This window comes from Pseudomonas fluorescens, assembly GCF_900215245.1.
GTDB lineage: Bacteria > Pseudomonadota > Gammaproteobacteria > Pseudomonadales > Pseudomonadaceae > Aquipseudomonas > Aquipseudomonas fluorescens.
Genome location: NZ_LT907842.1, coordinates 5250184 through 5263291 on the forward strand (window position 1 = coordinate 5250184; position 13108 = coordinate 5263291).

7 protein-coding genes are annotated in these 13108 nt (G+C 59.0%); 3 read left to right on the forward strand and 4 right to left on the reverse strand.

Going from position 1 to position 13108, the window contains the following annotated elements:
* The first annotated feature begins 87 nt into the window (after positions 1-87).
* Both CPH89_RS24375 and CPH89_RS24380 read left to right on the forward strand, forming a co-directional pair.
* Positions 88-3564, forward strand: a complete 3477-nt coding sequence (locus tag CPH89_RS24375; RefSeq protein WP_141125129.1) for a hypothetical protein — start codon at positions 88-90, stop codon at positions 3562-3564.
* A gap of 411 nt (positions 3565-3975) precedes the next feature.
* Complete coding sequence (locus tag CPH89_RS24380; protein ID WP_232005408.1) at positions 3976-7554, forward strand: hypothetical protein; 3579 nt, start codon at positions 3976-3978, stop codon at positions 7552-7554.
* Positions 7555-7611: 57 nt separating this feature from the next.
* Here CPH89_RS24380 and efeO (CPH89_RS24385) read toward each other — a convergent pair whose 3' ends face one another.
* Genes efeO (CPH89_RS24385) through efeU form a run of 4 tightly spaced genes read right to left on the reverse strand, consistent with a single transcriptional unit; the run spans position 7612 to position 11836 of the window.
* A complete protein-coding gene (efeO, locus tag CPH89_RS24385; RefSeq protein ID WP_053256211.1) occupies positions 7612-8430 on the reverse strand; it encodes an iron uptake system protein EfeO in 819 nt (272 codons plus the stop codon).
* 25 nt (positions 8431-8455) lie between these two features.
* Positions 8456-9763: an iron uptake transporter deferrochelatase/peroxidase subunit gene (gene efeB / locus CPH89_RS24390; protein ID WP_053256210.1), complete on the reverse strand. Its 1308-nt coding sequence runs from the start codon at positions 9761-9763 to the stop codon at positions 8456-8458.
* Positions 9764-9777: 14 nt separating this feature from the next.
* The gene (efeO, locus tag CPH89_RS24395) at positions 9778-10980 is read right to left on the reverse strand and encodes an iron uptake system protein EfeO (protein WP_053256209.1); all 1203 of its coding nucleotides are present in this window, start codon (positions 10978-10980) and stop codon (positions 9778-9780) included.
* A 10-nt stretch (positions 10981-10990) separates the two neighbouring features.
* The gene (efeU, locus tag CPH89_RS24400) at positions 10991-11836 is read right to left on the reverse strand and encodes an iron uptake transporter permease EfeU (RefSeq protein WP_053256208.1); all 846 of its coding nucleotides are present in this window, start codon (positions 11834-11836) and stop codon (positions 10991-10993) included.
* A gap of 167 nt (positions 11837-12003) precedes the next feature.
* Between efeU and CPH89_RS24405 the strand changes: the two genes are divergently transcribed.
* Positions 12004-13029: an AraC family transcriptional regulator gene (locus CPH89_RS24405; RefSeq protein WP_053256207.1), complete on the forward strand. Its 1026-nt coding sequence runs from the start codon at positions 12004-12006 to the stop codon at positions 13027-13029.
* Positions 13030-13108 lie beyond the last annotated feature (79 nt).

Here is a 13108-nt window from a genome sequence, read left to right on the forward strand (position 1 = left end):
CTGTAGCAGACGTGAATTCGTACAGTTCCTCTCGACAGTTCTTAGGGACAAGAACTCTTACCCTTCAACGGTACAGAGGAACTAGAAATGTCGAACATCTCGCCAGCCCCTCAGGCTCGTACGTTCACGCCAGCGGCGCTGCCGTTTTCACCCGCACCCGTCGCCAACCCTGCCATCGACACGGCTGTTCGCACCAAGCGCAGCCCCGCGCCTCAAACACCCGATACACAGACCCCCGCGTGGACTCTTCAACCCTTAGTCGCCCCCACCGCTGAAGCCTCTTCCAGGGCCGACCGTGTGCTGCAGACCTCGCTGGGAGGCTCGGCCCTGCGCGGTGCAGCAGACAAGAAAGTGCAGGTTCCACGCGATGCAACGATTTTCCCGCTCTACGATGCCTACCGCAGCGCGCTGAATACGCCTGAAATTCAAGCCTGGTTACTGAGCAAAGGCTTTGCGTTGTCGACGCTGGTGGTCAAGCAAGGCTCGATCAGCGGCAGCATCACCCGCGATGGTGTCTCAAGCGTGCAAACATTTACCACCGACGATGCGTCCGGTTGGCGGCAAGTCAGTGCAAGGTTGCGTGCCGCTGTGCAGGGGCTTGATCCTGACGGGCAGGGCGTGCCGTACGTCAGCGATGACAGCGATAGTTTTTCGCGCAACATGCTCCTGCGCTGGTATGGCGTGCAGCCACCCACCGGTGAGGGTGATGTAAAACGGGTCCAACATGCGCTGTCGACAACCGACTGGTCGACACTGCCTCCCAGCCGAAAGGCAGAGCTTGAAGGCCGGGTGCAAACGGCCAGGAGCGCTATCGGCGCTTTGGATGAGCGTGCTCACCTGGCAAACGTCTTGACGCAACATCTCGCCGATAAGTCCGATGACGAAGCCGTGGCACTGGCCGGCCTGGAAGTGCAGGTCAGCAGTGCCTCGGCGTTGGCCCGCAACGCCAACGGCAAGGTCCTGCTCGACGATGCCCTGCGTTCTCACGGGCAGGTACTGCCCAAGACGGCGGGCGAGTTGCGCAATGCCATCCGTTGGCTCACTGCTGCATTGCCGCCGCCTCCCGCCCAGGGAAACTACTCCCATCTGCTCGCTACCACGTGGGCCCCCGGGCTTTTGTCGGCTGCCGACAAGCGTGTTCTGGCCGAGCTGAGCAACGATGACGAGGAGGAGGATGAAGGCGAGTCGAGCGGGCTCAACCTCCTGCGATTGTTCGGGGTTGACGGCATCCTGGAGCGCAATACCCCTGAAGCGTTGCGTACTCAAGCGGATCACTTTCTCGACCGAGTGTTTCGAGACCCTGTTGCATTGTTCTGGGGTGACCTGCTTGCCCGGGATCGAAGTTTTCTCGGGGCCTCTGGCACCTCGCAATTGTCCGACACTGAGCGCGCGCAGTGGGTAATCGCCGCCATCAAGCTGCAGTTTGATCCTGATGCCCCTGGGCGCGCGGGCACTGTCGCCGGCTATGACCTTTATCAGCCTGGCAACAGCGGGCGAAGCCTGGCCGAGGTGCGTGCGGATGTCGAAACCCACCTCAAACAAAACAAGCTGCTCGACCCCAAGGCCGCGCCACTCGTAGCCCATCTATTGCTGGCGAGTGCGGCGCCCGAGTTTCTGGTGCCAGGCACTCCCGCTACGCTGCGCATAGGCTCCACGCAATGGGCAGACTTGCGTCTGAGTGTCATGTTCGCCGAGCGCCTGGGCGGTGCGGGCTGCTCCCGCGCCATGCCTTATGAGGAGATCATGGCCCTCAGCCGGTTGGATGCGCGAACGCCGGAAGAAGCAGCGGTGCTGGATAATTATGGGGTCGACGTCGTGCTCGACTGGGCCCTGATGCGCGGGCTCTACGCCAGGCCGGCGGACGGCCGATACACGCCGCAGCATTATCAGCGAGCGATACAGGCCTTCGATGCCGAACGTAAGCAGAAGGTAGAGGCCCTGACGTTATTCAACGCAGCGATGCCGACACGCGAAGACCTGGCGATCACAAATTTGCAAAAGGTGTTTGCGGACCTCAGTGTTAAGCAGTTGAAAGCGTTGAGGGTGTGCATCGCAGACCCGAATGAGCGCCGCAACCTAAAAACTTCAGAGCCGCGAACACGCTCTTTGGTGGAGACCTACATGTCCGGCGACCTTAAGCGAGATCGCTGGATGCTATTGGCCCCCGGGGAGCAGCCGCCGCAACCTGCGAGGAAGAAATCACCGTATGCGGCTGAGCCGGTGCTGGGTGCCGCCGAGCAAGCCGCTGTGGATAAAAACGTCCAGGCGTTGAATGCCAAAATTGCGCTTTTGCCGAATGTGCAGGACCAGGTCCCCGGTGCGGTCGACACCTATCTGGCCAATTTGAAGCAAGCGCTGAGCGTCATGACACGGCGAATGATTGCGGACCTGCCATTGCCTGATCGCCAGGCGTTGGAATATGGCGCTACCGAGTTGTTTACGCTGCGCGAGCAAACCGATCAAGTGCTGACGCTTGAAGAGATGCCCGGTCGGGTCGAAGAGCGACGAGGACGCAAAGGCACGTTGTTGCGCAACGAATACAACGGCGTGATTCGGTTTTTTGAAGTGTTCCCGGAAAAGCAACTGATCGTAAAACGTGATGACTTGACGGCACCGTTATCGCTGGGAGGCACCCTCCAGAAACACAAGATAACCTATGGGCCTTGGGCGCCATCGACCGTACAAACGCAGAACGGTCAGGAGCAGCCGTTTGATTTCGCCGCCTACACCTCCAGCGACAGGCCTCGGCCGGGTGTCACGTCCGCACGCATCATTATTGAGAAACTGGGCGACACGTTGCCCGCAGACGTATCCGCGACGCCAAGTAATAGCGCTGGTTTGGTTCCCGACAGTTTTTCTTCAGAGCGAACGCAGGAAATCGTCCGGCGCATCATGCACGGGAACTTCGTGCATCACCGCGATACAGTGCTCAAGCTCGCCCAGGGCGAATTGCCGCTGGAGCAACAGCGCGAACTGTTGCGTCAAAAGGACCGCATTCTGTTGGGTATGATCCCCTTCGTAGGTGCAATCGTGGAACTGACGAAGGGCAATATCGTTGAGGGTACACGCGGGCTGATCCTCGATACGGTGGGTGCTTTTGTAGGCGGCGCCGGCTCAACCTTGCGGCCATTGATCAAGTCCACAAAAGTCGTGGCGCCTTTCGGTGCCAAGGCTTTTCGTGTCCTGGAAAAGGGCGTTCTGGTCGTCAGTGGCTTTTTGAATCCGCTGGACGGCTCAGCGAGCTTGCTGAACGGCGCGGCAAGAGGCGTCTTCGCCGTGCCTAAGCTATTGAGCAAAGCGCTGCGGCCATCGGTGTTGACCACGTTAGGGTCCGTGGAAGAAAAGCTGCGCCTGTGCCTTGGCGTGCACAGCAGCCTGTTCAGTCGTTCACCGATGACTCAGGGTGGCAGTAGCCAGCCTGCCGCTCACGTTGGGCGCAATCATTCGGTGCCGGTGAACGCGGTGCAGGTCGATGGGCAGTGGTACGCAATCAACCCGAGCACCGGTTTGCCAAACGGTACGCCGTTGGACGGGTTTGAGCCATTGGGCACAGAGGCTGCGTAAGCACAACGCCCCGGGCCTTCTTGAGGTGCGGGGCGTTACCTGGCCGTTTCAGGCTAGATGTTTCCCTTTGTATATCGAGAAATATCCTATGCGCTATGCATATGTTTCTTAATACTTTTGTAGTCGATTGTTTTTACGGACAAGAACTCTCATCACTTCAATCTGTAGAGAGACCGTGTAATGTCGACAATCCTTGCGAAAGGTAACGTCACGCTTCTTAGCCAGCCCATCAGCCCTCAAGTACCCGCACCGCCCTTACACGCCCCCGATGAACCTCCTGCTTTCATGGCGCCCGCTGTAACCCCGCGCCCCAGTCGGTCCGAACCCTTTAATACCACGTCACTGCGTCAGTTGAAGCTGCAGGAACCGTCTGGCCGCACCCGACGTGATACTGCCACTCAAGGTGCAGACGTGCCCGCCAACCGTGGAAAAGGCCGTCTCCGATACCCGGCTGCGGCTGACGCTGCAACGGCCGACACGGCACTGCAAAAAAAACTGCAGCAGTGGTTGAACACGGGCAAAACGAATGAACTACCTATTCCCAGGAACTCATCGGTTGCACCGTTTGTGGAGATGTACAACGACGCGATCAATGAGGCATCCGTCCAGGCCTGGTTCAGCGCTCAAGGCTTGAAGCCGCAAACCATTCGAGAATTCAGTGATTGCGTAACGGGCGTAGTGGTGCGCGACGGAAAAGAAACGTTCCAGCGTTTCTCGATCACCGATGGTTCAGGTTGGGGCCAGGTGAGTAAACAGGTCAGCGCCTTACAAAAAGTGCTGTCGCCGAATGACCTGGGGTTACCCGGTGTCCCTGGTCCGAGCCTCAGTGCAATGGGACGCGATGTGCTATTGGATTTTTATGGGGTAACGCCGCCACACAATGACAAGTCTGCGCCGGTACTGGGCAAGCAACTCAAGCACCACGGATGGCCCAAGATTGCCCAAACCAAACGCCAGCAGTGGGAAAACCAGTTCAAAGAGCTGTTCGAGTGCCGGCAGGACAACGCCGTACGCACGCGTCTGGTAGAGCAATTTCGATCTCAGTTCACCAACGAACCTGACGATAACGTGTTGAACCTGAACGAGCAGCCCGTGATCGTCGAGCCCGGCGCGGCCTTGGACCAGCGCAGTAAAAAAGCGCGTAATCTATTTCTCGAATTCCTGGGTTCAGCGACATTCCAGGCCTTTCTGAAGAAGGCCGGATTTGATCTACCCGGCAGCGAGTTCAGGATGAGTGAGTTCAGGCTGTCGGAGGGCGAACTGCAGATGCGCAATCTGGCAGGTGACTGGGTCTCTCTCCAACAACGCTTCGACGAAGAGATTGAGCGGGCGTCGAGAACTGATGACGTAGAAGGGCATAGCGCCCGCAAGATGAATACGGATTTTGATCAGTTAGTCAAGATGAGCAAAAAAACCGGAGATGCGCTGTACTCAACGCGCACTTACGATGCACGTCAGGCCCTGGCGTTTTATGCCCCTGACGTCCCGCAAACCGTTGGCCAGTTACGCATAACGGTGTCATGGTTGGAGACTCGATTGCCGCAGGCCCCATTGGCGGGTGACTATGCGAGCATGACGCCCTACGGGGAAGGGCAGGCAAGTTTGTCCGATAAAGCCCGTGAAACGCTCACAGGCGCATCAGTCCGGGTCATGGCATTGTTCAAGGACTTTTCCAGCGCTACGCCAGGTTTCCAGTCCCATTCCGACCCGGACAGTCAACTCGCTGCGTTTTTTGATTCGCCGCAGGCCATCGTCCTGGCTGAAGAGATCGCCAAGTCGCTTAAATTGTTTGCAGTGGCCGATGGTCAGGTGCTTCCAAGGGCTGACCGTCATCAGCTCTTGGCAACGGCACTCAAATTCAACGTGGATACAGCTGTGCCAGGCAGGCGAGGGACCGTGGCCGGCTACGCGTTGTATCAGCCGGAAAATCTGGGCCGTACGCTTAAAGAGGTGCGCGAGAGCGTCGAGAAACATTTGGAAGGCAGAGGTGTCGACGCCAAGGTCTCGGCATTGATGGCCCACCTTTTTCTCGCCCAGTCGGCACCCGAGATGCTGGTCAAGCGAGACCCCACCGTACCTGCCGATACCGCGCAAGTACTCAACCGCGACCCGGAATTCATCAAGGTCGGCTCTACCGGCTGGATGAACTTGCGCCTTGGCTGTGCGATAGCGGGCGATGCACGGTTGAACCTCACACAAGCCATGGCTCTGGCTCGCAAGGACGCCGCAGGGCCTAACCAAGAGGCGTTGATCAAGGAGCTGGGCGTCCAGCCGCTGCTGGACTGGGCAGTGATGGCGGGCGTTTTTCCCGCGACTTCAGATGGCAAATACTCTGCGGGGGACTACGAGGCTGCGGCGAAAGCGTTCACCGAGCGCGAAAACCAAACGCGCGAGGCATTCGGCATTTTAATGAACGATCCGCCCACCGAAACAAGCATTTTGATCCAGCAACTGGCTTTGTTATTTCCAGAGATGACCAAGGATGAGATTAGTAACCTCACGCTTGACGGTATCCCTAATTTAGAATTTTCCGCAGGGGCCATTCGAGCGGAGCGAAAAAACCGTGCTAATAAGCGGTTGACCGATGTGATTCTGATGAATCAAGCGAACGATAAGCCGTTATTGGGTAAACAGGATAGTTGGACGGATAACGCATTTATTCATCGCGACGTTTCGATGGCCACCTTTAAAGAGCGCCTCAAGCAACTGCCAAACATTAAGTCGTTAGTGCCCTCCGCAGTTGACAAATACATCACCGAGGCCCGACCAGCCCACTTGACGGCATTGAAGCTGATGTTCACGGAATTACCCCTCAAGCAGCGCATGGCGTTGGAGAGGTCGAAGGACGTTCAGCTCTATAGTTTGCGCCAAGCGACCGGAGACGACCTGGCGCAAGACAGTCAGCCGGATTCAAAGGTAAGCAACAGCCGGGGTGTCCATGGCGTCTTGTTGCGCTACGAAACAGGCGAGGCCATGCCCAAGTACGGTTATTACGAGGTTTTCCCCAACTCGAGAACGATGATTGAACGCACGGATTTGCCCGATACGTTGATGCTCGACGGTGAGATCAAAAAGGGTGTGAAACCCTACGGACCTTTCGCCAGCGTCAATACCCAATACCGTAAGGGCACGATGTTGCCGTTCGATTTCGACGCCTATCGATCAGGCTCCGCGCCACGCTCCGGGGTGAAATCGGAGGTGATCATCGAGAAGCTTGGCGATCCGTTAGAGAGGCCACCAGCCCACACTCACCATCGCGTACCCGATACCTTTACGTCTTCCATCACTGCTCAAATAGTGCAAAAACTGCAGGCCTATAGTTTTGACGAAAACCGTGTTGGGCTGATCGCCTATGCCAACCAACCGACAGCGCTGCACCGACGTACTTTTCCGTTTACAACGAGCAGCTTGTTCACTGCTGAGAATGCTCGAATGGTACTGAGCCTGATCCCTTATGTGGGCGCCATTGCTGATTTGGTGGAGGGCAACATAGAAGCCGGCGCGAAAGGCCTGGCGATTGACCTTCTGTCTTTTCTTGCCACGGGCGGGTGGTCGGGGGCAAAGAATTTTGCCAAGGGTTTGAAAATGTTGATTCCTTTTAATGGCAAGCCATTCACCATGGCCGGGCTGAAAGGGGGCGCGTCATTGATTCGCGGCCAGTTCAATCCGCTGGAAAGCATTCCTGAGCTATTACGGGTGGGGCCGAAGGGCGTTAAGGTGCTGAGAAAGATCGCTAACGGCGCACCGTTTCATATCGGTTCGAATGTTTATGTGCCGGCCAAGGCTATCGTGCAGTGGAAATGGACCCTGGACGCTTCGGGTACCCAGTTTGCCCGCCCATCGGACGGAAAATTTCCAGGCGCCCGCAAAGGCTTCAGCGGGAAGAAGCAAGTCTTGGCGGTGCAGAAGAACGGCTCGTGGTACGCGATCAATCCCATTAGCAACAGGCCTGAAGCGACGCCGCTTGAGCAGTTCACCCCTGAATCCTGACAGCTGCCCCAGGCGTTCGGAGGCCCTTGAGGGCCACCCGGACGCCTGGGCGCTGTATCAGTTCAAACCCAGCTTGCCACGCAGGGTCGAGAGGTCTTCAGCCAGGGTGTTGACCGGACCCACGAGTGCCTTGCGGTCGTTTTCCTTGACCTTGTCGTAGGTCTCATAGCCGCCATCCTTGGTTTTGTATTTGGCCAGGATCTTGTCCACGGTGGCGAAGTTCTTGTCGACCTTGGCCAGGAAAGCCTTGTCTTGTTTCTCGATCTGGCCACGGAACAGGTCGACGATTTTCTTCGCGCCGTCGATGTTGCCCTGAAAGTCATACAGGTCGGTGTGACTGTAGCGGTCCTCTTCACCGGATATCTTGGTGGCGGCGACTTCTTCGAGCAATGCGGCGGCACCGCCGACGACTTTTTCGGGGGGGAAGGTCAGGCCATCGACACGGGTTTTCAAGTCGTTGACGTCGGTGTTGAGCTTGGCGGTCAGCGTCTCCAGGCCTTTGGTGGTGTTCTGCGAGAACAACACGTATTCGATGCGGTGGAAGCCGGTGAAGTCTTCGGCGGTCACGCCTTTTTCGTGGTCATCGACGCGCGAGTCGATTGAGGCGTCGAGGTCGCTGAACAGCTCGGCAATCGGCTCGATGGACTCATAGTGCACGCGGGTTGGCGCGTAGAGCTTCTTGGCGGTGGCCAGGTCGCCTTGGTTGATTGCATCGGTGAATGCTTTGGTCTGGGTGACCAGCTCACCAATTTCTTCGGTGACGTAGATCTTGTAGTCCGAAACCGGGCCGACCAGGTCCAGCGGCGCAGTCGCGGCGAATGCAGCGAGCGGCGAAAGGCTCATTAACAACGACAACGCAATAATCGACTTCTTCATGTGACGTATCCGCTCTGAGTTTGTTTTAAGTGTTGGCAGTGGTTTGAGGGTGCGTTGCAGCGAGTAGCGTGCGCCCAATGAAATCCTTGGGCCCGACGACCCCCGGCAAGGTGAAGAAGTACCCGCCGCCGACCGGCTTGAGGTATTCCTCCAGAGGCTCGCCGTTGAGCCGGGTTTGCACGCTGATAAAGCCTTTCTCCAGGTCAGCCTGGTAGCAGATGAACAACAGCCCCATGTCCAGCTGACCGTTTTTGTTGACGCCGTTGGAGTAGTTGAACGGCCGACGCAGGATCAGGTTGGCCTGAGTCTGCGGGGTGCGTGGGTTGGCCAGGCGGATGTGGGCATCGAGCTTGGTCAATTTGCCTTCCGGGTCCTTGCTGTAATCAGGCACCTGGGTTTCTTTGTCGCCGTCCATCGGCGCGCCCGTCGGTTTGACGCGGCCGATGATGCTTTCCTGTTCTTGCAACGGTGTGCGGTCCCAGCGCTCGACGAAGTTGCGGATGATCCGCACGGCCTGATAGCTGCCATTGGCGGCCCAGGCCGGTTCGTCGTTGCCGGGCTGCACCCAGACAATCTGGTCCATGGCCTTGTTGTCGTTGGAATTGGGGTTGGCCGAACCGTCACGAAAGCCCAGGAAGTTACGCGCGCTCTGCGCAGGCTCGCCAGGCTTGGCGGGGGCCTGTGGCGGTACGCTGCCTTCCTGTTTCCAGCGCACCAGCAGCAGGTCCGGCAGGTTCTTCACGATGTCGCGCAGGGCGTGGATATTGGTGTCTGGCGTGTTGGAGGAAAATTGCAGGCTCAGGTCGCCGTGGCACTGTGCTGGTTCTAACGCGTCATTGGGGAAGCCGACCATGCGGATCAGGCGCTTGGGTTTGACGGCGCTGAGGCCGAAGCGCTCATCGAAGAGCGACTCGCCGACGGAGACGGTGATGGTCAGGTTATCCGGTGTCACGACCGGGCCGAGAATGCCGGAGTCGGTGGGCGGCAGTTTCGGGTCGACTTGCGGCACGGTGCCGCCGGTCATCAGGAAGCGGATGCGCTCGTTCAACGTGCGGAACAGGCGCTCGAGGTCTTCGCGGTCGCTGGCCAGTACGTCGAACGCGACCAGCATGCCGCAGGCCGGGCGCGGTGTGACGATGCCGCTCTGGTGCTTGCCGAAAAAGTCCTGGTGGTCCTGGGTCTTGTCACTGCGCGGTGCGGTGGTGACCTGTTCGGCGGCGGCGGCCGCCATGGCCGGGCAGGTCAGGGTGCTACCGGCAATCGCGGCACCGGTGGCGGCCATGCCCAGCAGGACACGGCGGCGTTGCGCTGAAAATTGTTCTGAATCACTCATGTGTTAGCTCGTCTTCACTGCAGGCCGGAAAGGCCAAGGGCGGGGTCGATTCCATCGAGTGCAACGGCCAGAGCCTTGGCCTTGTCGGCGATCTGCTTGCGCTGATCGGCGGTAACGCTGTCATACGCGCTATAGCCGTTATCGGTCTTCAAACCATTGAGTTCGGCGTCGAACGCTTCGAGAGCGCTGTCGATTTTCGGCAGCACGTCAGGCGCGGATTTGCTCAGCAACGGGCGCATCAACTCCACCACCTTGTGGGCGGCTTGCAGGTTGGCGGCAAAGCCATTCAAGTCGATATGGCTGTAGCGTTCCTCTTCACCGCTGGCGGCACGAACATCCGCCAGGCTATTGAGGTTGCGCACCACAATGCTCACCAGTTGCTCGGGTGGCAGCGACTGGGCCAGCAGTTGTTGCTTGAGCGCGGTGACGTCGCTGAGCAGACGTTGAGCGACCGGCGCCAGGCCCGCCAGATTGCGCTGCTCGAACAGGCTGTATTCCAGGCGGTGGAAGCCGCTGAAGGCGGGGTCCTGCTCGCGCTTTTCAAAGTAGTCGGCGCGGGCGTTGATCGCGTTATCCAGTTCGGCCAGGCGCTGCGACGCCGGCGCCAGTCGCTGATACGCCTCACGGGCTGGCACATACAGCGCCTGGGCCTGGGCCAGGTCGCCGGCCTGAATGGCTTGCTCCAGCGCGGTCACCGCCTTGATCAGTGCACTGCCCTGGCTGCTCAGGTACACGCGAAACTCCGACAGCGGGCCGATAAAGGCCACCATCGACGGCTTGGCCTTGGCCTGGGCGTCCGACTCCGCGGTCGGTGTGACGTGCAACGTACCGCGTGGGTTGCTCAGCAAGCCGCACGTGATCGCATAGTCGCCGGGCTGCAGGTTGGCGTTGATGATCTGGCTTAACCCCGGGGCGATATTTTCGCGTTCTTCGATCACCAGTACGCCGTCGAGGATTTCCCATTCCACCGCCCGGTCGGAGCGGTTGATGATGCGAAAGCTCGCGCGCCCGGCGGGCACGGTCAATTCATTGGGTTCGCAGGCATGCCCATGGATGGTCACGGCAATTTCATTGTGGTTGGTCTGCCGTTTGGCGGCCGCCAACTGTGAGGCGTAGTAGAACAGCGCACCGGCGGCGATCATCACCACCACTGAGCCGGCCACCGCCCAGCGCAGGGCGCGGGAAGACGGTGCCGGTTGAGGGGTTTGGTTGGACAAGAGACGGTCCTTACTGGCTGGAAACGGAAGAGGGTTTGGTGACAGGCCTGGCGGGCGCCGAGGGCAGGAAGAACATCACCAGCGCCACCACCAGATAAATCAGATAGGCACCCAGGGTGCTGACCGTCGGCGCCTCCTGGTACCCGAACATACCGGCCAGGACTGAGCCCAGCGGGCTGTCCATCGGCAGTGCGGTACTGAAGTCGAACAGCACGGTTTGCAGGTGGTTCCACACGCCGGCTTCGTGCAGGGCTTGCACCGAATTAGCCAGGATGCCGGCGGCTACCACCAGGATGAACAGGCCGGTCCAGCGGAAAAAAGCGCCAAGGTTCAGGCGCATGCTGCCGCTGTAGATCAGGAACCCGACGATGATCGCCAGGATCAGGCCGAGCAGGGCGCCAATCGGCGCGCCCGGGCCTTCGCTCTGCTGGAACACCGCCAGCAGGAAGAACACTGTCTCCAGGCCTTCGCGCGCCACGGCGAAAAACACCATGGCGATCAGCGCAATTACCTGATGCCGGGAGCCGGCGAGCGCGTGGTCCAGGGATTCGTGCAGGGAATGCTTGATGGAGCGCGCGACTTTGCGCATCCAGAACACCATGGAGCTGAGGATGCCCACGGCCACCAGGCCTACGACACCTTCGAACAGTTCCTGCTGTTTTTGCGGGAATTCAGCGCTGACCAGCTCCAGGCCACCGCCTACCAGCAAGGCGAGGGCGGCGGCTAGGAATACGCCGATCCACACGGCGGGCATCCACTGGCCGCGGCCGGTTTGTTGCAGGTAGCTGGCGATGATGCCAACGATCAACGCAGCTTCAATACCTTCGCGCAGCATGATTAAAAAGGGAACGAGCATTCGGCACCGTATCAAGACTGTTGAAGATGCTAATTTGTAACATAATGATACTCATTACTAAACAGTGAATATTGACCTTTGCTGAACTGCGGCTGAACGGTGGTGGCGAATCGCAACCGCCCTTATGATGCTCATCCTCTTTTGTAGCGTTGAATAGCCCAACTCCCATGGCGGAAAAAGACACCATCTCCATCCATCTGGTCCGTGAGGCCTTGCTGCAAAGTTGCGCCCCCGGTGCGGCCACGGTTGAAGTGTTGAGCAAGGTCGGGATCGCCCCGGCATGGCTGCAGCAGCCCGACGCTCGGGTGCCGGCCACGGCGTATGCGCGCTTGTGGCGCTTGCTGGCGCGGCGCATGGATGATGAGTTTTTTGGTATGGACCCGCGCAAGCTCAAGTCCGGCAGCCTCGCGTTCCTGTGCCGCGCCGCGATGGCGCAGCCCAACCTGGGCGCGAGCCTGGAAACCGGCCTGGGGTTTCTATCCCTGATGCTTGAGCAGATGCCCGCCGAGCTGGTGCGCCAGCAAAGCCTGGCAGAGATTGTGCTGCTGGAGCCCGAGTTGACGCCCCAGCGTGCGTTTACCTATTTCACTTATTGGATGATCGTCCACGGCGTCGCCTGCTGGCTGGCGGGGCGACGCATTCCGATCCTGGCCATTGAACTGCGTTGCCAGCAGCCCGACTTCTGTGACGATTATCGTGTGATGTTCTCCGACAACCTGCGGTTTGATCGGCCGCGCACGCGCATGATCTTTTCTGCCGACTGCCTGGACCTGCCGATCAAGCGCAGCCCGGAAGAACTCAAGCGTTTTCTCGCACACGCGCCGGCCAACATACTGGTCAAGTACCGTGATCCGGATAGCCTGGCTACGCGCATCAAGCACGACCTGCGCCAGATGCCCGCCGATACCTGGCCGGAAACCGAGGGCCTGGCGGCCAACTTGTGTATCTCGGCGTCAACCCTGCGGCGTCGCCTGGCGGATGAGGGCCAGACCTATCAGGGCCTAAAAGACAGCGTGCGCAAGGAACTGGCGATTGTCTGGCTGGCCGAGCCGCACATCAGTTTTGCCGAGATTGCCGCGCGGTTGGGCTTTGCCGATGCCAGCTCGTTTTATAAGGCGTTTCGGAAATGGTCGGGGTCTAATCCGGGGCATTATCGGAGTTTGATTCTTAACGAGGATGCCGTAGGAAAGTGACGGCGGGCTTTAAAACGAAGATGTTTCAGAGCCGCGAGTGGCACGTTTCAACGCGAAAGACCGTGCCAAGGAAGGAGTA